The organism is Halomonas sp. DP8Y7-3 (assembly GCF_019801675.1).
GTDB lineage: Bacteria > Pseudomonadota > Gammaproteobacteria > Pseudomonadales > Halomonadaceae > Halomonas > Halomonas litopenaei_A.
The window spans coordinates 1-22,246 of the sequence record NZ_JAHVIO010000004.1 but is presented as its reverse complement, the minus strand read 5'-3'; the positions used below and the strand labels follow the sequence as shown (position 1 = coordinate 22,246).

The window sequence follows — 22,246 nt, the reverse complement described above, 5'->3', positions numbered from 1 at the left end:
GCAACAGGGCGTGCATCGTGGCCGCCCCTGAGTGATTACCGCGGATTGTTACCGATGGGTGAATCTGTGTCGATAGGTAACATTGACCAAGCGGGGGAGAGTCTTCAACTGTGTCTTTGTGAACCGGCTTCACCTGTGTCTTGGTGAACCGGCGTCAACCGTCTACCGGTGAAGCCGTCAGCAGTTGCAGGTCGCCGCGGTGCAGAGCCTCCTCCATCTGCTGAGCAAGGCTGTCGAGGGCCCGCCCATCTGCCAGGGACAGCGCGGGATCGAGTTCGGCCAGCGGCAGGACGACAAAGGCACGGTGGGCGAGCTCTGGGTGGGGCAATGTCAGCCGCGGGAGGGCAAGCGTGATGTTCGCCATCCACAATAGATCCAGGTCCAGCGTGCGAGGCCCCCAGTGGCGCTCTCTTCTGCGTCGATGGCGCTGTTCCAGCGCTTGCAGTTGATCCAGCAGTGCCAGCGGCGACAGCGCGGTCTCAAGCGTAGCAACGGCGTTGACGAAATCCGGCTGATCCTGGGGGCCGACAGGCCGGCTGGCGTACAGGCGCGAGGCCGCCACGCGCCGGGTAAGCGGCAGGCCGTCGAGTTCAGCCAGTGCTGTCTCAACCTGCCTGCGCGGGTTTTCCAGGTTGCTGCCGAGGCCGATATGAGCGATGAAGCGTGCTGCCATCGGGCTCACTCATCCGAAGAAGGCGGGGTGCTGCGCGGCTTGCGACGGCGACGTCTGCGCTTGCGCGGTGCTGCGGTGCCAGCAGGGTCGGCTCCCACCTTGCCAAGCAGTCGGCGTTGTTCGTGCTCGTCGGCCTCCTGGAAGGCCGTCCACCAGTCACCCAGGCCCGGTGCGATCTCACCCGCGGCCTCGCGCAGCAGCAGGAAGTCGTAGGCCGCACGAAAGCGTGGGTGGTCGCGGGTCTGAAAGGCACGCTTGCCGCGACGCATGGGCAGCCGTTGCTGCAGATCCCAGATGTCTCGCATGGGCATGCTGAAGCGCTTGGGCAGGGACACATGCTGAAGCTCGCGGCTGATGACTTGCTGGGCAGCGGCCTGCAAGGCGGGCACGGGCGGCATGCCTTCGGCTTCAAGGTCTCGCTGGCGGCAGTGAACCGGCCCCCACATAAAGGCAGCGAGCAGGAAGGCGGGCGTGACGGGACGGTCATCGCGAATGCGGCGGTCGGTACTTTCCAGTGCCTGTTCGATCAGCGCCTCAGCCCAAGGCAGCTCTTCCATGCACTCATCGGCCTCGGGGAACAGCATGGCGAACAGGCCGTAATCTCGAAGTAGCCGGAAGGTAGCGAGCCCCTCTCCTGAGAGGAACAGCTTCAAGATCTCGTCGAACAGGCGCGCGGGCGGAATCTGCAGCAACAGCGGTGCCATCTCGGCGATGGGCGCTTCGGTGTCCGGCGCGATATCGAAGTCGAGCTTTGCCGCGAAGCGAATGGCGCGCAGCATGCGCACCGGATCTTCACGGTAGCGTGTTTCGGGGTCGCCAATCAGGCGCAGCGTGCGCGAGGCGATGTCATCGACGCCGCCGGCAAAGTCATGCAGCGTGAAGTCGGCAATGTTGTAGTACAGCGCGTTCACGGTGAAGTCGCGGCGCAGGGCGTCTTCCTCGATATTGCCCCACACATTATCGCGCAACAGCAGACCATCATCGGATTGTGAGGCGAGGTGGTCGCCATGGTCATCACGCGGCTTGCCACGGAACGTGGTGACTTCGATGACCTCACGGCCAAATCGCACATGCACGATGCGAAAGCGGCGTCCGATGATGCGTGAGTTGCGAAACAGCTGCTTCACCTGCTCGGGAGTGGCATCGGTGGCGACGTCGAAGTCCTTGGGGTCGATGCCCAACAAGGAGTCACGCAGACAGCCACCTACCAGGTAGGCTTCATAGCCTGCGTTGTGCAACCGGTACAGTACCTTGAGGGAGGCTTCGCTGAACTGGCGACGGGACACGGGGTGTTCGTCACGAGTGAGTACGCGTGGCATCGGCGGTCCTGCGACGGCTTCCTGAGCTCCAAACAGGGACTTCAAGTGTTCTCCTGGGCTCTGCAGAAAGCGGGTAAATCCTTTGATCATGCGGCGATATGGACTCGCGGGGGTCTGAAAGGTGTTGAGTGTAGCGGACGCTTTCTGCCTTGCAAAGCGCGGTCGCCTCAACGTCATGAGTCAGCCATAAGGGGCTGGCGCCGAAGTGGGCTGCCCAGCAGGCATGACGGTGGTGATTGCCGGATAGCAGAAGGGGAGGCCAAGGGCCTCCCCATCAAAGCAGGATGCAGCGTCCGTGCTGCTGATTCTTCTTCGTGATGGCGCATCGCCTTGAATACGCACCACAGTCACCAAGGAGGTTCAGGCAAGCAATGATATTGTTGTTATTGGCGCTCCTGACGGCGACCGCCTCGTATTCAAAACAATAATCCAACCACGACGGCATATGATGCCTCCCCTCGGCTTATTGTCATTGTTGCCGAGAGTGCGCTCTGACGACCTTGTTGCTTTTGTTGGTCGGTCGTCTGTGGCGCGTCGCGTCCTGGTACTCCGGGCTTCGTCGTATTGTTGTTGTTCGACGAATGTGCGCTGCGCTGGTCCCGTGTTGTTCTTGTTGTGGGGCCGCGTCGCCTAGTGCCCAATCCGCCTGCTTCATCATGAAGCGTTGTTGTTGTTAGGGCGGCGGATCTGATCGTGTTCTGACAGATTGTTGTTGTTGGCTGTCCACGATCGCCGGAATTTGTTGTTCTTGCCCAGACTTACTGCAGTTGTCGTGCCTACTTTGATTTTTTTCTTTTTAAACAGCGGCTTGTCTCTTTGTAGTTGGTTCGAGGCAAGCCGCCGGGTTGTTTGTGTTACCTCGGGCTACCCATTTTGGCGCACTCTTTTGGGTTGGATGGTAACAACCGGTGCATCAAGAGGTAGCTGGCGTGCAGGGCCTACAATGCCTGTATTGATCGCTACAGACACTTGCACCATGGTCGAATGAACCAAAGCAGGGGGCATGACAGGAGATCAGCGACATGCTGGCAGTGGAGTGTCTGGCGCCGATGAAAGCCCATTAGGCGCGGCATCGCGCGCCGGGTAGAGAGCGTCGGGCGCCAGGAAGAGGGAGGCGCAGCATCGGGCGCCAAGTAGAGAACGGCGCGGCGTCGGGCGCCAGGAAGAGAGCGGCGCGGCATCGGGCGCCAAGAAGAGAACGCCACGGCGTTGCCTCCAGCGCTGAAGGAAGGCGTCACCTGGAGCGTACGCTGGTCATCACTGGCGTCGAGCAGGGCGCTTTCGAGGTATACCGAGCCGTTGACGCCTTTCCCACAGGCATTTGCGAGAGATGCCCAGCTTGTTGGCGAGCTCGGTCTCGTTCATCTGGTCCTGGTGCTCCAGCACAAAGTGCTGAAAGTAGTTTTCCAGCGACAGGTCGTCGGCGTCACTCTGGGCGTCGCTGCGCGCGACGTCATGCTCCGCCAGGTTGGCCGCCGTCGGCAGGGGATCGGCAAGCGAGCGGGGTGTGACGGGCATGGCAAGGCCCAGGTCATCTGGATGGATCAGCTGGCCCTCGGCCAAGATGACCCCTCTTTCCAGGGCGTTTTCCAGTTCCCTGACATTGCCTGGCCAGGGGTAGTCCGCGATATCCCGGCGTGCGGCACGCGATAATCTCAGCTCCTCCCTCGCATGACGCTTGCAGGTCTTCGCCAGCAGGGCATCGGCGATCTCGAGGATATCGTCCTCGCGCTCCCTCAGCGGAGGAAGGTCGATCTGCATCACATTGAGGCGGTAGTACAGGTCGAGCCGGAAGTCACCGCTTCGCGACAGCGCCCGCAGGTCGCGATGGGTCGCTGCGACAAGCCGCACGTCCACGTGCCGGGTCTCCACCGAACCGATGCGGCGAATCTCTCCTTCTTGCAGCACCCTGAGCAGGCGCGCCTGGGCATCCAGGGGCAGCTCGCCAATCTCGTCCAGAAACAGGGTGCCGCCATGGGCGGCTTCAACCAGGCCGGTGCGGGCTGCGCTGGCGCCGGTAAAGGCCCCTTTTTCGTGGCCAAACAGCTCCGACTCGATCAGCGTTTCAGGAATCGCTGCGCAGTTGACGCAGATGAGCGGCGCGTTGGCACGCCGGCTCTGCTGGTGCAGTGCCCGGGCGACCAATTCCTTGCCGGTCCCGGATTCGCCCAGGATCAGTACCGTGACGTCCGCTGGTGCGGTCTTGCGGATACGGGTATAGACCGTCTGCATGGCAGGGCAGTTGCCGATCATGGTGCGCCGCTGGCCCGCCTCGTCGGCAACCGCGGGCGGACTGCTGCGCTGGCTGGACTGGCGGTGGAGGATGCGGGCAACGGTTTCCAGCAGCTCATCATGATCGAACGGCTTGGCCACGTAGTCGACAGCGCCTTGTTTCAGGGCCTCCACGGCGGAGCGCATGCTGGCGTAGCTGGTCATGATCAGCACCGGGCATGGCGAGGCCAGGGCAATCAGCTCGGTGCCGGGGGCTCCAGGCAGGCGCAGGTCGCTGATGATCAGGTCATAGGCCTGCAAGTCGCGCTGCTGGGCCTGTTCGACCGAGTCGGACTCCTCGACGTGGTGGTCATGTCGCTCCAGCAGGCGATGCAGAGCGGAGCGGATGATGGCTTCGTCTTCAACGATCAGGATTCGGCTCATGGGGTGCGGCGTCCTGGGCGGATCGATGGACAACGGGTGAACACAACCATACCTGAATTCGGGTCCCTCTGGCCTGCCCTGGCAGAGGCGATATGACCTCTACCTTGCCGTCATGTTCGGCGACGATGCTGACGACCAGCGCAAGCCCCAGGCCGGTCCCCTGGCCGGGAGGCTTGGTGGTGGCGAACGGTTCGAACAGGCGTGCGCGGATCTTCGGATCGATCCCTGGTCCGGCGTCGGTCACGCTCAGCCACGGACCTTCTTCACCCTGGCCTGCATCGATGAAGATGCTGTCGGTGGTGGGGCAGGCATCGCAGGCATTGGTGAGCAGGTTGACCAATACCTGTAACAGGCGTTGCTGGTCGCCATACACCTCGACGTGCGGGGCGCAACGATTGGCGTGCGCCAGGGTGGCGTCGGGGCGGGACAGGCGAAGCAGGTGCAGCGCCTGGTCGGCCAACTCCCTGGCTGACACCGTAGTGAATGCGTTGCCGCCGACATGTCTGCCGCCGTGGGCAAACCCCACCAGCGAGCCGACGATTCGCGAGACGCGTTCGGTCAGCACCTGAATCTGTTGGGCCGTCTCCAGCACGTGAGGGTCCGAGGTGTCGTAGCGCAAATTCTGTGCCAGTGAGGAAATTCCGGTGATTGGATTGCCGATCTCGTGGGCGACCCCCGCGGACATCTGCCCGATGGACGCCAGACGGGCGGCATGGATCAGCTCGTTTTCCAGCCATTTCATCTCGCTGTGGTCTTCTACCAGAATGACGGTGCCACCGGCGCTATCCGCGGGAGCCTCGGTATCCAGACGGGCCCGAAGCAGGCTGATGTAGCGTTCGCCCTGGGGCAGCGTCATGGCGTGGTGATAGACCCGTTCACGCTGTCCTGCCAGCACGTCCCCAAGCAGCGTGTTCCAGGGTGTCGGCAGGGCTGCCCGGTGCGCCCCGACCACCTCTTCTCCTGCAATGCCGGTGAGCTCGCTGAGGGCGTCGTTCCACATCAGGATCTCGTCATCGTCGCCGAAGGCGCACAGACCAACCGGAAGTCGGGCCAGCATGTGGCGGTGATGACGACGCAGCTCGTCCAGCTCACGGGCCATGCCGGTAAGGCGCGAACGGTAGGCCTCCAGCCGGTGTTCGACGAAGTGGATATCCTCCCGGGCCGGGGGGCCATCATGGCGGTAGGGAAGGTAGTGATCGACGATATCCTGGGCAATCGATGGCCCCATCAGGCCCGAGAGATTGGCCTGGATCCGCTCGCGCAGTCGTCTCAGGGCGTAGGGCCTGGCGTCATTGGCCGACAGACGCAGGCTGGCCAGGGCCTGGTTGACCTCGCGCTCGGCGACGTCTTCACCCAGGGCGCTAGCCAGGCGCTTCTTGGCGTCATCACCATCGGCGATGGACAGCGGCAGCCGCTTGTGGCGAATGACCGCATCGACCGAGCAGGCTTCGGCAGCGGCACGCTCCTGTGGGGACGTGGACGAGGCCAGGGACACCAGAATCAGGCTCAGGGCATTGAGCCCCAGCGAGGTCAGCGATACCTGATACCAATCGGGTAGAGGGGCAAGGCTGTCGCTACCCAGCAGACTCAGCAGGAGGTCAAGCGGTGCCAGCAAGGGGGGCAGCGGGGTAATCAAGGGCAGCCATAGCCCCAGGCACCATACCAGGGTACCCAGCCCGAGCCCCGTCATCACACCCTTGCGGTTGGCTCCCGGCCAGTACAGCAGCGCCAGCAGACCAGGCAGGCATTGGGCCATACCAATCACCGAGACCAGGCCCAGACGTGTCAGTTCGGTGGAGGCATCGACCGCCTGAGAGAAGCCCCACCCTGCGAGAATCACGGTGGCAATCAGGGCGCGTCTTAACCATCGCAGGCGACGGTAGAGATCGGGCTGTTCCACCGGGGGGTGGGCGATCAAGGCCAGATGGTTGAGCATCATTCCGGCCAGGGCCAGTGCGGTGAGAATCAGCGTGCCGCAGGTAGCGGCCAGCAATGCAATGAACGCTATCGCCTGCACGCTCGGTGATGTGGACAGTGCGAAGATGGCGTAGGTGGCGGTCTGAGCGCTATCGGCGACTCCCAGCCGCTGTGCGCCCCACAGGATCAGTGGCACCGGCAGGGCCAGCAGCAGTAGCAGCAGTGGCACTCCCCAGCCTGCCGCCAGCAGAGTGCGGCGACTCAGCGGCCGAGCGAAGCTGATATGGAACATGTGGGGCATCAACAGGGCGGAGCCAAAGAACAGCAGCAGCAGGGTTCGCCACTGGGCAGCATCCAGCTGGTGCGCCTGCTGCAGGTCGGCAGCCGGGCCTGATAGCCACTGTTCCAGCTCCCCTGGACCGGAAAAAATGGTATACAGCGCATAGGCCCCGAGCGCGAGGAAGGCGGCCAGCTTGATCAGCGATTCGACCGCCATGGCAGCGGTGAGACCATCGTATCTGCGGTGCGCGTGGGTGTGACGGGCACCGAAAAGAATCGCGAACAGCGTGATAATCGCGCAAAAGCACAGTGAGAGTAGCCAGGCGGGGGCCGCTGCGGTGACATGCTGGATGGCTTGTCCCATGGCCTGCGCCTGCATGGCCACCAACGGCATGGCGGCGGTCAGGCTTAATAGCGTGACGCTGGTACCGACCCAGCGTGAGCGAAAGCGAAAGGCAAACAGGTCGGCCAGGGACGACAACTGATGGGTGCGTGCCAGGCGCTGCAGCGGGACCAGCAGCACAGGGGCGAGCAGAAAGCTGCCGGCGGCCCCAAGCGAATATGCCAGATAGCCGTAGCCCCACTGCCAGGCGACACCGATGCTTCCCGCCAAGGCCCAGGCATTGGCGTAGACCCCCAGGGCGAGAATGCCGACGAGGGGGCTTCGACTCCAGCCGGCGGGAACCCAGTGGCGTTCTACTGCGGTAGCGACGGCAAACAGCACCACCAGATAGCCGAGACCCAGTAGCGTGACGGCGGCAGCTTCAGCGTTCATCCAGGGCCCGTTTCTGCTCCAGCCACAGGGTCAAGGCGATCAGCACACCCCAGATGAGAAACGGGCGGTACCAGGCACTGCCCTGTTGGCCCCAGCCGGTCATTAGCAAAGGGGACAGCAAATAGCCACAAAACACCAGCAACAGCATGACGCGATAGACGTACACGTTAGTCTCTCCGTCCCGGCAATGGGCGATGCGCTGCACGGATCAGGCCCATAGCGCCGAGCCCTGAACCCTGAGCACTCTCTTCTGAGCACTCTCCTCTGAGCACTCGCCTTCAGGTCCAGGGTGTGCCCGTCCCCGTGCCCGCGCGTGGCCACCGTTACTCGGACGCTGTCACACCCAGCAGATCAGCGGATATGGCATGCGTCACCATGGCGTCAGGGCGCCATGCCCTGCAGGCGCTGACGAGCTGTTCGGCCACCGGCGCTGAGCGTGAGGCCGGGTCAGGGCGTTGGCCCAGGCAGGCCAGGGTGGCGTACAGCAGCTGGCGAATCTCGCGCTCAGTATCAGGTAGCGGCTTGGCCAGGTTCTGTTTGGACAGCTTCTGCCCATCCTGCCCCATTACCAGCGGCAGGTGAAGATAGCTCGGCGGCTCAACCCCCAGAGCCAGATAGAGCTGGAGCTGCCACGGGGTGTTGTCCAGCAGGTCCAGGCCGCGCACCACGTCGCTGATGCCTTGGTCGATATCATCCACTACCACCGCGAGCTGGTAGGCCCACAGGCCATCCTTGCGCTTGAGCACCACATCGCCCAGCGCTGCGGGGTCGAAGCGCTGATAGCCCTGAACACGGTCCTGCCAGCTGACAGGGCGCGCGCCCAGATCACTGCGCAGCCGCCAGGCACAGGCGATGTCGGGGCGTCGAGTGCCTTGGCGGCACCAGCCTGGGTAGATCCCGTAATCTCGCCATTGGCGACGCGAACAGCTGCAGCGGTAGGCCATGCCCTGCTGGGTAAGTCTGGCAAGCGCGGCCTCATAGGCGTGATCACGCTGGCTCTGATAGCGAACCTCGCCGTCCCACTCGAGGCCAAAGGCTTCCAGCTGCCTGAGGATGGTGTCGGCAGCGCCAGCCGGACAGCGCGGTGGGTCAACGTCCTCGATCCGCAGACTCCAGCGCCCTGCCTGATGACGTGCATCCAGGTAGCTGGCGACGGCTGCGACGAGTGAGCCCGCATGCAGTGGGCCTGAAGGTGTGGGGGCAAAGCGACCGTGGACGTGGGGCATGGAGCATTAACCCTGGTCGAGTGAAGGGCGAGAGGGATAGCGTGAGCGCGGCACGTCGCGTTCGGCAGATACGCAAGCGGGCACCCGCAGGTGCCCGCTTGGCGAAGGGACCGGCCCGGGTAGGGTCAGCCGCCGAGCTGTTTTTCCTTGAGCTCGGCCAGTGTCTTGCAGTCGACGCACAGGGTGGCGGTCGGACGGGCCTCGAGGCGGCGGATGCCGATTTCGACGCCGCAGGCCTCACAGAAGCCGTAGTCGTCCTCGTCGATCGCTTCGAGGGTTTCGTTGATTTTCTTCAGCAGCTTGCGCTCGCGGTCGCGGGTACGGAGTTCAAGGCTGAAGCCTTCCTCCTGGGTAGCCCGGTCGGCAGGATCGGCGTAATTGTTGGCTTCTTCCTGCAGATGACGAACGGTGCGATCAACCTCTTCCATCAGCTCCTGCTTCCAGCCCAGCAGGATCTGTCGGAAGTGCTCGAGCTGCTTCTCGTTCATGTACTCTTCGCCCGCGGCCGGCTCGTACGGGATGAACTTCTTGGGCGCTTCCGGCTTCTTCTGTGCAACTGGCATGGGATTGCCTCATTACTTTAGTGACTGCTGATCAATACCCCACGCAAGGCTAAGGTATCTCACGCCAAAGGGAAGGTTGTTTAGCTGATATTTAGCCTGAGTGCAACACTTTTGAGCGCTGTCCGCCGGTTTTGTGCCCAAAGTCTTAGGGGTTTCTCGATCAGGACAAGGAAGCCCTGTTTTTTGGCGGTGGGGAGGTGGCGACGGACGGCGCCGTGATTCCATGTTTCAATATGTGAGTTGGACCATGGGAAGTTGCCCAGGTTCGCCAGCAACCCCCTTGTTGGAGACGTCATAATGAGCTGGAATGCCCGGGTCGAGGGTGTAGCGCCGTTTCGCGTGATGCGTTTGCTTGAGTTGGCACAGCAGCGTGAAGCCGCCGGAGAGGATGTGATTCACCTTGAGGTCGGTGAGCCGGATTTCGAGACGCCTGCGCCGATACGCGAGGCCGGCGCCCGAGCGCTCGAGCAAGGCCATACCCGCTACACCCCTGCCACCGGCATTCCCGCCCTGCGGGAGGCGATCGCCCAGCACTATGCCGAGCAGTTTGCGGCCGAGGTCTCACCGCAGCGCATCATTGTGACCCCGGGGGCTTCCGGGGCCCTGCTGCTGGCCAGTCAGCTGCTGGCGGGGGCTGGAGATCGGGTGTTGATGGCAGACCCTAACTATCCCTGCAACCGGCACTTCATGGCGTTGGCTGGCGCAGAGGTCGATGCGGTGCCTGTAGGCCCCGATAGCGCGTGGCAGCTGAATGCCGCTCTGGTAGAGCGCCATTGGCAGACGTCGACGCGGCTGGCCATGCTGGCATCCCCCTCCAATCCTACTGGCCACGTGCTTGATCGGCAGGCGCTGGCGGACGTGGTGAGCTGCGTTGCCGAGCGGGGCGGGGAGCTGTTGGTCGATGAGATCTACCAGGGGCTCAACTATGGCGTAGCGCCGCAATCGGTGACCTCGCTGACGGATCGAGCCTTCGTGGTCAACAGCTTCTCCAAGTACTTCGGCATGACCGGCTGGCGCCTGGGGTGGTTGGTCGCGCCTGAGTCGGCCGTGGAGCCGCTGACACGATTGGCGCAGAATGTCTTTCTGGCGGCGTCTACGCCGGCACAACATGCTGCGCTGGCGGCCTTCACACCGTCCTGTCTGGCATTGCTCGAGGAGCGTCGGCGCGAGCTTGGCGAACGGCGTGATGCCTTGCTCAAGGGACTGGCGACGCTTGGGCTGGCACCCTCTTTGCCTCCCCAGGGGGCGTTTTATCTGTGGCTGGATATTTCCGCCTACAGTCACGACAGTGAAGCCTTCTGCCGGCGTCTGCTGGAGGAGGAAAATGTCGCCATTACCCCAGGCACCGACTTTGCCCTGAGCGGGGGGGAGCATCATGTCAGAATCGCTTTCACCACGGGGATTCCGCGCCTGCATGAGGCGGTCGAGAGGCTGTCGCGCTTTCTGGCGAGGCACGGCTGATGGACTATCCGCCGCTGGTGGGGGGCACCCTGCTTCGACGCTACAAGCGTTTTCTGGCCGATGTGCGTCTCGATGATGGCCGAGAGGTGGTGGCGCATTGTCCCAACACCGGGTCGATGCGCGCCGTGAACGTTCCTGGGGCTCGGGTGTGGCTGTCGGCCAGCGACAATCCGGCGCGCAAGCTGGCCTGGACCTGGGAGCTGATCGAACTGCCTGATGGTGACGGCGGCTCAGGAGTGTCACTGGCCTCGGTCCATACCGGGCGCGCCAACCGGATCGTCGAGGAGGCATTGGTCGAGGAGAAGGTGGTCGAGCTGAGGGGCTATGCCCAGTTGAAGCGTGAGGCCAAGATCGAGGATGCCCGCCTGGATTTCAGGCTGGATGACCCGGCTCGCCCACGCTGCTACGTCGAGGTCAAGCAGGTCACGCTGCGCGAGGATGATGGGCATGGTTACTTTCCCGACGCCGTCAGCGAGCGCGGACGCAAGCACCTTGAGACCCTGGCGCGGCTGGCCTCCCAGGGAGAACGGGCGGTGCTGCTGTTCCTGGTGGCCCATGAAGGCATCGATGACGTGGCGCCGGCACAACACCTGGACCCAGGCTACGCCAGCACCCTGCAACGGGTGACAGGCACTGGCGTCGAAGTGCTGGCCTATCGGATCTGTGCCTCACGGGATGAGCAGGGGAGGCCTCTGGCGCTGTCGCTGGACACGTCGTTGCCGGTGCGTGTCGACGGTCGCTACCCGCAATCCCGTTAGGCGACGCTGGGGCGTCTCGCTGGCGTCATGGTGACGGAGCCGGCTGGCACTCTGGCAGGGCCGCCAGAAAGCGTTCTATCGCAGAGGACCCGCGGGCATCGCCTGTGACCTGCTGCCACCAGTGACGGTGAACGCCCCTGATTCTGACCTGTACCTCAGGTATGCCGATGACCTGCGCCATGGCCATGCGATGCAGGCCCTTGTTGATCTTGACCAGATGCCCGTGGCGGTTGATGGCCGCCCCCAGCCGGTCTTTGCCCAGCCCCGCGTCAAAGCCAAAGCAGGCCATGGCCTCCATATACAGCAGGTAGCGGCGCAGGTAGGCCAGAATTCTCTCCGGGCGATCCAGCACCATGCCATCCGAGTGAGAGGCGACCGGTTTGCCGCGTGCCAGGCGCTCGGCCAATTGGTGGTAGCTGCGGCTGCCGCTGGGGGCGCGGCGGTGTTCCCAGATATCGGCGATAAAGTGCATGCGTCGGCTCGACAACGCATGGGTGGTGGGAATATCCCAGTCCCCATCCCATAGCAGCTGGTCGCTGATGCGATGGCGTTGACGTCGGTCGGGGAAGGACCGCGGATAGTGCACGTGCTGCAGCAGCCGGCGAGGATCCACGTTGACATCCAGGGCATCGGCGTAGCGAGCTTCGATGCCGCGACGGGGCAAGCCCCGCTGCTCTATACGTTGGCTGCCGGGTGCCTGGTTGAGCCAGGCGCTCAGCGCTAGCTGCTCCATCGGCAGCGTCAGCGAGCGGTTGACGACAACCTTGGCACGTTGCGCCAGCCTGGACAGACTCATGCGTGGGCCGAGGCTGGGGTCGAACAGGCTGGGGTCTGCCGGTTCGCCGCTGGGTGTAAGAGGCATGTCCCGCCCCGCATTCAGCAGGCTGATGGCCGTGCAAAGCCGCGCTTTCAGTGCGCTATCCACCGCTACCGGGGGAAGCTGCTGATACAGCGCCAGCAGGCTCTCAGGCGACGGCGATGGCGGCCGGCTCAGGGCCACCGGCAGGCTCACTTGATCCACATCCAGCTGCCATTGGGTGAGCGTGGGTGGCGCCGCGATGGCTTGGCATTGACTGGCAAGGCGCGAGGCGAAAATCTTGAGCAGCCACTGGTGAGGCGACTCGAGAGAAGGCTCGAACCGCCAGACGTTATGCCAGGCAATGACCAGGGTGTCATGAATGACGTCTTCCACGTCCTGGGCGGTCTCGAGAAACTGCTGGGACACGGCGCTGAGGTGAGGAACGACCAGGCACGCCAGGGACTCGAGGCCCTGCGTAGCGCCTGCAGCGCACTCATTCAGGGCATCGCCTAACGCTGTTGTTACGGGCGGCGCAGGTTGCTTGTCAGTATCACTGGTCACGATAGAACCGTTGTACAAAGCTCAGGGTTTCAGGAGCGGCGTTGCGATCCAGCTGGAGCAGCAGGCGAAAACGCATGGGGGCGCTGGTGTCGATGCTGAAGGTGGCGTAGCGCGAGATACCGTTACCTTCGCGCAGGGTACGAAAGGCCAGAGGGGTGTCATGGCTGGTGCCGACCACCGAGACGCTACCTTCCGTCGCGACGTTCAGCGCCTCGCCATCAGCGTCTCTCACACTCAGGGTAATCAAGCCCTGGTGAGGAGAGCGCTGGATACCGAGACGCCGTGACACTTCCTCGGGCAGGGCATTGCTGGCCATCACCCCGTAGTGAGCCTCGACATCGCCAAAACGCTCGAACTGCTGAGCGCTTGCCGTGGTGGTCAGGATCAACAACAGTGCCAGGGTTGCCGCGTAACGCCAGCCTCTGCCCTTCATGCTTGCCTCCTTATGTCGCAGTGGCTCCGTGTCGCGCTAGCTCAGTGCCGCACGAGCCCAGTGCCACAGTAGCCCAGTGCCACAGTAGCCCAGTACCGCGATGGCTCAGTCGTTGCGAGTCACGCGGAAAATGGCAATCTCTCCGAACAGGTTGGGCCACAGCCGCGACAGGCGTCTACCCTCGTGATCCTTGATGCCGACCGCGCGATCGATAATGGTTAGTCCCTTGTCCCGGCACAGCGCTTCGAAGTCGTTGAAGGTGGACAGGTGAATGTTGGGCGTGTCGTACCAGGCGTGGGGCAGCGACTTCGATACCGGCATGTAGCCGCGAAGCCCCAGGTGCACGCGATGGCGCCAGTAGGCGAAGTTGGGGAAGGTAATGATGCACTCTCGAGCCACACGCATCATCTCATCCAGCATCAGGTCAGGCCGCCGCAGGGCCTGCAGTGCCTGGGTCATGATGACTAGGTCGCAGGCATCATCTTCGAAGTTGGCCAAGCCATCGTCCAGGTTCTGTTCGATGACGTTGACGCCCTTCTCGACGCAGGAGGTGATGCCGTCCGGGTCAATCTCCAGGCCGTAGCCGGAGACGCCTTTGTCACGCGCCAGGGCGTGGAGCAGCGTGCCATCACCGCAAGCCAGGTCGAGCACATGAGCCCCTTCGGGGACCCAGCCGTGGATCAAGGTCAGGTCAGAGCGCATTGTCGTTCTCCTGGCGGGAGGTCAGTCCAAGGTCGTTGGCGACACGCTGCATGAACCCGGCGAAGACCGCCTGATAGCGGGGTTCCGGCATCAGGAAGGCATCGTGACCGTGGGGTGAGTCGATATTGGCAAAGCTGACCGATTTGCCGGCCCGAATCAGGGCGTTGACCAGCTCCTTCGACCGCGACGGCGGGAAGCGCCAGTCGGTGGTGAAGCTGACCACCAGAAAGGGACATTGAGCCGGGGCCAGCGCCTTGGCCAATTCGCCCTGGTGGGGGGCGGCGGGATCAAAGTAATCCAGGGCCTTGGTCATCAGCAGGTAGGTGTTGGCGTCAAACGAGGTGGAAAAGGCGTCGCCCTGATAGCGCAGGTAGGACTCCACCTGAAACTCGACGTCGAAGCCGAAATTGAGATCATCGCTGCGCAGGTCTCGACCGAACTTCGAGCCCATGGCGTCTTCCGACAGGTAGGTGATATGTCCCACCATGCGCGCCAGCTTCAAGCCGCGGCGTGGCAGCGTGTCATGATCAGCGTAGTGGCCGTCATGAAAGTCCGGGTCAGAGCGGATGGCCTGCCGGGCCACCTCGTTGAAGGCGATATTCTGTGCCGACAGTTTCGGTGTAGCGGCGATGACGACCGCATTGGCGATACGCTCTGGATAGGCGAGCGACCATTGCAGTACCTGCATGCCGCCCAGGCTACCCCCTACCACGGCTGCGAAGCGGGTGATACCGAGGCGGTCGGCAAGGCGTGCCTGGCTGTCGACCCAGTCGCATACCGTGACCATGGGAAAGTCGGGGCCCCAGCGTTGACCGGTTTCCGGATTGATGCTGGAAGGACCGGTGGAGCCATGGCAGCCGCCGAGATTGTTCAGCGAAATCACGAAGAAACGGTCGGTATCGATGGACTTGCCGGGGCCAATGTGGGCATCCCACCATCCTGGCTTGCGGTCGCTGTCGTCGTGGTATCCCGCTGCGTGGTGGTGACCTGACAGGGCATGGCAGATGAGGACCGCATTGCTGCGGTCTTCATTGAGCGTGCCGTAGGTCTCGTAGATCAGATCATAGGTCGTGAGCGTCTTGCCGCAGACCAGCGGCAGTGGGTCGTCGAAGTGCGCCATTTGCGGCGTCACCAGTCCGACCGAATCGCGAGTAGGCTCGGGCATCAGTCGTATGTGTCCAGTGCAAGTTGGTGTTGTCGTGGGCCTGACGTCTGCGGTACTACAGACCGACCAGCATGCCGGAAATACCGGCAGCGCGAACCAGCGAGCCCACCACGATCCCATCGATCAGATTGATGCCGATGAAGACCACAATGGGTGACAGGTCCAGCATTCCCAGTGGCGGAATGACGCGACGGACCGGTGACATGATCGGCTCGACCAGTTGCATCACCAGTAGCGCGCCGGGGTGGCTGGCGTTAGGCGCGACCCAGCTTAGAATGATCATCACGATCAGCGCGAAGAAATAGATCTTCAGAATGGCGCTGGCCAAGGCGGCAACGCCGGCAATGGCAAGTCCGTCCAGGTTGGGCATGCCCACGCCAGCCAACTGCAGCAGAATGACGATACTGATCACCTTGACCAGAAAGCCTGCCGCCAGCGTCGCCAGGTCAAAGCGCCCCATCACCGGCCCAAGAACGCTTTGAAAGGGGCGGACGACGGGCTGGGTGATCTTGACCACCGACTGGCTCAGCGGGTTGTAGTAGTCGGCCCGTGATGCCTGCAGCAGAAAGCGCAGCATCAGCAGGAACATGAAGATGTTGATCAGGGTGTTGACCAGCAGCAGGCCGGCATTTCCCAGTTGACTGCCCATGTGGGCTCCTCCGTCTTGGTTTAACTCTTGCCGAGTTCGGCGGACATTTCCTTGGCACGCTGGGCGCAGGCCTGCATGGCGCCATCGACCGCTTGCCGCAGTCCTGCCTGTTCGAGATGCTCTATGGCCTTTTCTGTGGTGCCGCCCGGCGACATCACGTTGCGCTTGAGCTCACCCGGGGGCTTGTCACTGCTCATGCCCATCGCGGCAGCACCGTAGGCGGTCTGCATGGCGAGTCGGCGTGCAGCATCGGCATTGAGCCCCAGCTTGATGGCCGCTTCTTCCATCGCCTCGAACATCAGGAAGAAGTACGCAGGAGCGCTGCCAGATACCGCCGTGACGGCTTCCAGTAGCGACTCCTCATCGACCCACTCGACGATACCAACAGCGCTCATCAAGTCACTGACCGCGTCGCGTTGTTCGTCGGTGACGCGCGAGTTGGCATAAAGCCCCGAGGCGCCCTTGCCGACCAGCGACGGAGTGTTGGGCATGCAGCGCACGACAGGCAGGTCGCCACCCAGCCATTGTTCCAAGGTCTCGGCGCTGAGGCCAGCGGCGACCGACATGATCAGCGGCTTTTTCGCTTGAATGCCGTCTTTCAGAGTCTCGCATACCTGTCGCATGATCTGTGGCTTGACCGAAAGCACCACCACATCGGCATCCGCGATGGCGGCCATGTTATCGGTGGTGGTGCGAATGCCCAGGGTGTCGGCGAGGGGGGCAAGCGTACTCTCCCGTGTGGCGGTGGCGGTGATGGCGTCGGCGGGATAGCCGCTGTGGACCATTCCGCCGAAGATCGCGCTTGCCATGTTGCCGGCGCCGATGAAGGTCACGTTACGGGCCATGCGGTGCTCCTTGGATGTTGAGCCGATGTTTGTGCCGGTGTTGAAACCGGTGTGGGAACCGCTGTCGACACCTCGAGCGATGCAGATGCCGTGCCGCAGTCCAGGGGCTGAGACCTGTGCTGCTGTTCGCTACTGGCGCGAGCCAAAGATGGCTGTGCCCAGCCTGACCATGGTGGCGCCTTCTGCGATGGCGGCCTCCAGGTCTGCGCTCATTCCCATGGACAAGGTATCAAGTGGCGCTTGCGGCAGCTGTTCGCGCAACGTAGCGAGTGCCGATGCCAGCTGTCGAAAGGGCTGGCGCTGGGCCTTGGTGTCGTCGCAGGGGGCCGGTATGGTCATCAGCCCGCGTAGCTGTAGGCCGGGCAGGGCGGCGACCTGCGCCGCCAGCTCGGGAAGATCCTCAAGGCCTACGCCGGACTTGGACGGCTCGTTGCTGACGTTGACCTGCAAGCAGATGTTCAGGGGCGGCAGGTGTGCAGGGCGCTGCTCGCTCAAGCGTCTGGCGATCTTGACGCGGTCAACGCTGTGAACCCAGGCAAAGTGCTCGGCAACGTCACGTGTCTTGTTGGACTGCAGCGGCCCGATGAAATGCCAGCAGATAGCGTCACAGTCTTCCAGCGCCTTCTGCTTCTCCAGCGCTTCCTGCAGATAGTTCTCGCCGAAATCGCGCTGTCCCTGCTCATAGGCCTCGCGGATCATGCTGGCGGGCTTGGTCTTGCTGACAGCCAGCAACAGGGCATCGTCAGGCCCGCGCTGAGCCGCTTCAAGCGCCCGCAACATGCGTGTTTGGGCTGAGATCAAGGATTCAGTGATCGTCGTGGTCATCGGCCTGGGTCTGTCCTATGGTGGGGCTCCCTGCCCTGGATCAGGGCGTAAAGCCTGGTAAGCCCATGGATATTACCGAACTGCTGGCACTCTCGGCAAAGCAGGGCGCCTCGGATCTGCACCTGTCCGCGGGGTTGCCGCCCATGATGCGGGTCCATGGTGTCCTGAGTCGTTTGCCCGGCCCGCCTCTTGACGATGCGCTGGTCAGGTCCCTGTTGGATGCGGTCATGGCAAGCGACGTGCGCGACCAGTTCGCACGCACCCAGGAGGCGGACTTCTCTCATCATATTCCGGGCCTGTCGCGCTATCGTGTTAACGCTTTTGTGCATCAGCGAGGGGCTGCTGCGGTACTGAGGGCGATTCCTGATCGAGTTCCCTGCTTGAGTGACCTGGGGATGGGGGAGGTCTTCGAGCGATTGGCCGCGCTGCCACGAGGCCTGGTACTGGTGACAGGCCCCACCGGCTCCGGCAAGAGCACGACCCTGGCGGCCATGATTGATCACATCAATCGACATCGCCACGACCACATCCTGACCATCGAAGACCCTATCGAGTTTATCCACCAGAGCCAGCTTTCGTTGGTGTCACAGAGGGAAGTACACCGTCATACCCAGAGCTTTGCGGTGGCGCTGCGCAGTGCTCTCAGAGAAGACCCCGATGTGATTCTGGTGGGAGAAATTCGCGACCGAGAAACAGCGCATCTGGCGCTGACCGCTGCCGAGACGGGCCACTTGGTGTTTGCCACCTTGCATACGGCGTCGGCGGTGAAGACGATCGACCGTCTTATCGACACCTTTCCAGGCGACGAAAAGGATGCCGTACGTGCCATGCTGTCGGAGTCATTGCAGGCCGTCATTTCCCAAGCCTTGTTGCCAGGCACCCAGGGAGGGCGAGTCGCCGCGCGAGAGATCCTGCTGGTCAACCAGGCCATCCGCCATTTGATTCGTGAAGGCAAGCTGGCACAGGTGTATTCGGCCATGCAGACCGGCGGACAGGCCGGCATGCAAACCCTGGATGCCGACCTGGCGACACTGGTGGCGAAGGGCAATGTGTCTCGGGAGGTGGCGCAGCGTTTGTCGCGTGAGTCGCTAGCACCCCAGGGCGACTCAGCTGGCAGTTGGGGTGAGCCGCGGGGCGGATGGTCCTGAGTCCGCCTGAGGGGCGGGACGAGGCATTCCTTGTTGCTGCGGAAATGCCCTCGTCCTCGGAGCGGTATGACGTCAGCGTGAGTAGATGCCGCCCAGCACCCGCGCTCCGCTGGCGCCGGTGACAGAGGGCAAGTTACCGGCCAGGTGTTCAATCCTGGCATAGGCTAGCCAAGCGAAGGCTGCGGCCTCGAGCCAGTCGGCGGGCCATCCCAGGGCGTCGCTGTCGAGGACCCTGGCCTGCGGTAGACGCCGTTCAATTCTGGTCATCAGGTCGGTGTTGCGCGCGCCACCTCCGCAGGGGATGAGGTCGATATCACGAGGAGCATTGAGCTGCTGGCATGCCATCTCGATGCCCATGGCCACACTGGCGGCGGTCAGTTCAGCCAGCGTGGCTTGAACGTCCTGGGCAGTTTCACGGCCGCTGAGACGAGACTCGGCCCAGTCCAGATGGAACAGCTCGCGACCGGTGCTTCTGGGAGGCGCCAGATGGAAGTAAGGCTCCGCCAGCCAGCGCTCCAGCAGCTCTGTGTCTACCGTCCCACCAGCCGCCCAGCATCCTTGGGCGTCGAACGGCTGCTGGTGGTGGCGTTCGTGCCAGGCATCGAGCAAGGCGTTGGCGGGACCTGTGTCAAAGCCCAAGGGGGCGTCCTGCAACGTCAGCGGGGGAAGCAGGGTCAGGTTGGCGATGCCGCCAAGGTTCAGCACCAGGCGCCAGCGCTCGTCATGGCGAAAGACCTGCTGGTGAAAGATGGGCGCAAGGGGAGCGGCCTGACCGCCAGCGGCAAGGTCGCGGCGACGAAAATCGGCGACAACACTACATTGGGTCAGCTCGGCCAGGCGGCTGGGATTGTCGAGCTGCAGCGTGTAGGGCGGGGCGCCGCTAACGTGGCCGTAGGGTGCGTGTTCGATCGTCTGGCCGTGGCTGCCTATTGCGGTAATATCGGTGGCGACCAAGCCTTGCTGCTTGAGTAGCGCGCTGACGGCGGCGGCCTGACACTGGCAGAACGCTTCCTCGGCAGCGGCCAGGTCGGCGAAGGCGACGCAGTCGGCATGGGCCAATTGCCACAGTTGACGGCGTAAAGCATCTGGCATGGGGTGGCCCAGGCTTCCTTCCAGAGAAGGCTCGCCTTGGTCATCTATGTGCACCATGGCGGCATCTATACCGTCCATGCTGGTACCTGACATCAGTCCGATGAAGCGTTGCATGGTGTCGTCGTCTCAACCGCTGGAAAGGTTCATGGTAACATCGCCGCCACTATTGAAACCTGGTGCTGGCGCAACCTGCTGTTGGCGTCGCGCCGCTGTTTGGTCATGAATGAAGGGCCCCGCTGACACAAGGGGGTGGCCGACATAGCTGAAGTGAGGAGTGGAGTGGATACCATGAGCGAAGTGGACGAGGCCCTGGCGCTGATACAGCGCGGCACCCACGAGATTCTTCTGGAAGACGAGCTGAAGAAAAAGCTCGCCTCCGGTCGCAAGTTGCGGATCAAGGCGGGCTTCGATCCTACTGCGCCTGACCTTCACCTTGGTCATAGCGTGCTGCTGACCAAGATGCGCCAATTCCAGGACCTGGGCCACGAGGTCATTTTCCTGATTGGTGACTTCACTGGACGTATCGGTGATCCGACCGGCAAGAACGTGACGCGCAAGCCTCTCACTGAAGATGAGGTCAAGGCTAACGCTCAGACCTATAAAGAGCAGGTCTTCAAGATTCTCGACCCCGAGAAGACGGAAGTGCGCTTCAATGCCGAGTGGTTCTCCCAGATGAGTGCAGCCGACATGATCGAGCTGGCCGGGCAGACCACGGTGGCGCGTATGCTCGAGCGAGACGACTTCGAGAAGCGCTACAAGGGTGGGCAGGCGATTTCCGTGCACGAGTTTCTGTATCCGCTGGTACAGGGCTACGACTCGGTCGCGCTGAAGGCGGATATCGAGCTCGGTGGGACAGACCAGAAGTTCAACCTGCTGATGGGGCGCGAGGTCCAGAAGCATTTTGGACTTGAGCCTCAAGTCGTGATCACCATGCCGCTGCTGGAAGGGCTGGATGGTGTGCAGAAGATGTCCAAGTCACTGGGTAACTATGTTGGCGTGGATGAGGCTCCCGGGGCGATGTTCAACAAGCTGGTGTCGATGCCTGACAGCTTGATGTGGCGCTATTTCGAGCTACTGTCGCTCAAGGACAACGCTGCGATTGAAGACTTGCGTCAGCGTATCGAGCGCGGAGACAACCCTCGTGACATCAAGATGGAGCTGGCTCGCGAACTGATCGCTCGCTATCACGGCGAAGAAGCCGCTGCCAACGCGCACAGAAGTGCCGGCAATCAGTTGGCAGAAGGTGAGTTGCCTGAAGACCTGCCTGAAGTCGAGGTGAGCTTCGAGGACAGCGAGCAGGCGCCTATCGCCGCGGTACTGAACCGTTCAGGTCTGGCCAACAACAGTGCCCAGGCGAAGGACATGCTGGGCAATGGCCGCGTCAAAGTCGACGGTGACGTGGTGGCCAAGGACACCATGCTGGCGGTCGGCAAGAGCTATGTCATTCAGGCTGGCAAGAAGCGTTACGCCAAGGTGAACTTGACGCGCTGAACACACACTGTGTGACTGTGGATGTACACGACGCTCGCCGATGGCGAGCGTCGTGCGTTGGTAGCTTTTGCAGAGTACGCCTTGCGCCACCGACGCTATGGACCTGCCTGATATGGCCAGATGTCATTTCGGCCTGCCGGCCGGAGTGCGAGGCGCCGGGGCCACCGCTCCGAAGGTCTCGTAAGGCAGAGTGAAGACGTTCGACCAACGCTCCTGTAGCGGTAGATAGTGTCTGGTGGTTCTTCCGCTTAGGCTGTTCTTCCGCCTGGGTAGTTCATCCACAGGGAGTGAGCAAGACCTGGGTGTGGATAAGTTGCCAGGGAGGGCTGTTCACTTTTTTTACGTCAGGCTATTGCCAAGCTGCCTCGAGATCCGTAAAGTACGCATCCGCTGCCGGCGACGAGCAAACGTCACAGGCGGTGAAGAGTGGTAAAAGTAGTTGATTTGAAAAGGCTTTCTGAAGCTTCTCGGAAAAATCACTGCTTGACGAGTAACGAGAAATCGGTAAAATGCTCGCCACTTGATCGGGGTCGCCGACAGGGCATCGTTGGATGCGCTGAGGCACGCTTCGCTCTCTTTTGAAGTCTGCGAGCATCGCTTGCAGGACGCAAAAGAAAGCGCTTGACGAAACGCTTCGATTCTGTAGAATACGCCTTCCTCGCAGGGCGCTGAGCAAAGCGCTCGGCAACAGCGAGACGCTCATTGAGCTCACTAGAGCCAAGAGCACGCTCTTTAAAAATTGATCAGGTAATTCATGTGGGCGCTTGCCGATGAGTCAGTGACAATGTCACTGAAATATCAAGGCAAGCGACTCGTCAAACGAGACGTTTGAACCTTGAGCCAAGTTTGGTCCGCTTAACGGACTATCAGACTTTAAACTGAAGAGTTTGATCATGGCTCAGATTGAACG

General features: G+C 62.4%; 19 protein-coding genes. 4 read left to right on the top strand and 15 right to left on the bottom strand.

Annotated features, from left to right (window positions below):
• Positions 1-154 precede the first annotated feature (154 nt).
• From folK to dksA, 7 genes are all read right to left on the bottom strand, one after another.
• Positions 155-673, bottom strand: a complete 519-nt coding sequence (folK, locus tag KUV86_RS05300; protein WP_222483936.1) for a 2-amino-4-hydroxy-6-hydroxymethyldihydropteridine diphosphokinase — start codon at positions 671-673, stop codon at positions 155-157.
• 5 nt (positions 674-678) lie between these two features.
• Complete coding sequence (pcnB, locus tag KUV86_RS05295) at positions 679-2,082, bottom strand: polynucleotide adenylyltransferase PcnB (protein WP_222483935.1); 1,404 nt, start codon at positions 2,080-2,082, stop codon at positions 679-681.
• A 1,167-nt stretch (positions 2,083-3,249) separates the two neighbouring features.
• Positions 3,250-4,647, bottom strand: a complete 1,398-nt coding sequence (locus KUV86_RS05290; protein WP_206943906.1) for a sigma-54-dependent transcriptional regulator — start codon at positions 4,645-4,647, stop codon at positions 3,250-3,252.
• Positions 4,625-7,618: an ATP-binding protein gene (locus KUV86_RS05285; RefSeq protein ID WP_222483931.1), complete on the bottom strand. Its 2,994-nt coding sequence runs from the start codon at positions 7,616-7,618 to the stop codon at positions 4,625-4,627. The genes KUV86_RS05290 and KUV86_RS05285 overlap by 23 nt, the downstream gene beginning before the upstream one ends.
• Complete coding sequence (locus KUV86_RS05280; protein ID WP_206943910.1) at positions 7,608-7,784, bottom strand: hypothetical protein; 177 nt, start codon at positions 7,782-7,784, stop codon at positions 7,608-7,610. Before KUV86_RS05280 ends, KUV86_RS05285 begins: the two co-directional genes overlap by 11 nt.
• A 157-nt stretch (positions 7,785-7,941) precedes the next feature.
• On the bottom strand, positions 7,942-8,844 hold the full coding sequence (gene gluQRS / locus KUV86_RS05275; RefSeq protein WP_206943912.1) for a tRNA glutamyl-Q(34) synthetase GluQRS: 903 nt from the start codon (positions 8,842-8,844) through the stop codon (positions 7,942-7,944).
• A gap of 125 nt (positions 8,845-8,969) precedes the next feature.
• Entirely contained in the window at positions 8,970-9,407 is a 438-nt protein-coding gene (dksA, locus tag KUV86_RS05270; protein WP_206943914.1) for an RNA polymerase-binding protein DksA, read from the bottom strand.
• A 297-nt stretch (positions 9,408-9,704) separates the two neighbouring features.
• Here dksA and KUV86_RS05265 point away from each other — a divergent pair, with 297 nt between their 5' ends.
• Together KUV86_RS05265 and sfsA are read left to right on the top strand one after the other, a co-directional pair.
• The gene (locus KUV86_RS05265) at positions 9,705-10,868 is read left to right on the top strand and encodes a pyridoxal phosphate-dependent aminotransferase (protein WP_222162485.1); all 1,164 of its coding nucleotides are present in this window, start codon (positions 9,705-9,707) and stop codon (positions 10,866-10,868) included.
• Positions 10,868-11,626 (top strand): DNA/RNA nuclease SfsA, encoded by a 759-nt coding sequence (gene sfsA / locus KUV86_RS05260; RefSeq protein ID WP_206943916.1) that lies wholly within the window; start codon positions 10,868-10,870, stop codon positions 11,624-11,626. Before KUV86_RS05265 ends, sfsA begins: the two co-directional genes overlap by 1 nt.
• Before the next feature lie 25 nt (positions 11,627-11,651).
• Here sfsA and KUV86_RS05255 read toward each other — a convergent pair whose 3' ends face one another.
• From KUV86_RS05255 to KUV86_RS05225, 7 genes are all read right to left on the bottom strand, one after another.
• Positions 11,652-12,986 (bottom strand): sigma factor, encoded by a 1,335-nt coding sequence (locus KUV86_RS05255; RefSeq protein ID WP_222483930.1) that lies wholly within the window; start codon positions 12,984-12,986, stop codon positions 11,652-11,654.
• Positions 12,976-13,419, bottom strand: a complete 444-nt coding sequence (locus tag KUV86_RS05250; protein ID WP_206943921.1) for a DUF4426 domain-containing protein — start codon at positions 13,417-13,419, stop codon at positions 12,976-12,978. Before KUV86_RS05250 ends, KUV86_RS05255 begins: the two co-directional genes overlap by 11 nt.
• A 105-nt stretch (positions 13,420-13,524) precedes the next feature.
• On the bottom strand, positions 13,525-14,121 hold the full coding sequence (gene metW / locus KUV86_RS05245) for a methionine biosynthesis protein MetW (protein ID WP_206943922.1): 597 nt from the start codon (positions 14,119-14,121) through the stop codon (positions 13,525-13,527).
• Entirely contained in the window at positions 14,111-15,286 is a 1,176-nt protein-coding gene (locus tag KUV86_RS05240) for a homoserine O-acetyltransferase (protein ID WP_222483928.1), read from the bottom strand. The genes metW and KUV86_RS05240 overlap by 11 nt, the downstream gene beginning before the upstream one ends.
• Before the next feature lie 55 nt (positions 15,287-15,341).
• The gene (locus tag KUV86_RS05235; protein ID WP_206943924.1) at positions 15,342-15,935 is read right to left on the bottom strand and encodes a YggT family protein; all 594 of its coding nucleotides are present in this window, start codon (positions 15,933-15,935) and stop codon (positions 15,342-15,344) included.
• A gap of 20 nt (positions 15,936-15,955) precedes the next feature.
• Positions 15,956-16,780 (bottom strand): pyrroline-5-carboxylate reductase, encoded by an 825-nt coding sequence (proC, locus tag KUV86_RS05230; protein WP_222483926.1) that lies wholly within the window; start codon positions 16,778-16,780, stop codon positions 15,956-15,958.
• 129 nt (positions 16,781-16,909) lie between these two features.
• Complete coding sequence (locus tag KUV86_RS05225; protein ID WP_222483920.1) at positions 16,910-17,605, bottom strand: YggS family pyridoxal phosphate-dependent enzyme; 696 nt, start codon at positions 17,603-17,605, stop codon at positions 16,910-16,912.
• 65 nt (positions 17,606-17,670) lie between these two features.
• Between KUV86_RS05225 and KUV86_RS05220 the strand changes: the two genes are divergently transcribed.
• Positions 17,671-18,753 (top strand): type IV pilus twitching motility protein PilT, encoded by a 1,083-nt coding sequence (locus KUV86_RS05220; protein WP_206943927.1) that lies wholly within the window; start codon positions 17,671-17,673, stop codon positions 18,751-18,753.
• 72 nt (positions 18,754-18,825) lie between these two features.
• Here KUV86_RS05220 and KUV86_RS05215 read toward each other — a convergent pair whose 3' ends face one another.
• Positions 18,826-19,959 (bottom strand): anhydro-N-acetylmuramic acid kinase, encoded by a 1,134-nt coding sequence (locus tag KUV86_RS05215; RefSeq protein WP_222238930.1) that lies wholly within the window; start codon positions 19,957-19,959, stop codon positions 18,826-18,828.
• 174 nt (positions 19,960-20,133) lie between these two features.
• Here KUV86_RS05215 and tyrS point away from each other — a divergent pair, with 174 nt between their 5' ends.
• The gene (gene tyrS / locus KUV86_RS05210; protein WP_222162491.1) at positions 20,134-21,336 is read left to right on the top strand and encodes a tyrosine--tRNA ligase; all 1,203 of its coding nucleotides are present in this window, start codon (positions 20,134-20,136) and stop codon (positions 21,334-21,336) included.
• The last annotated feature ends 910 nt before the right edge of the window (positions 21,337-22,246 follow it).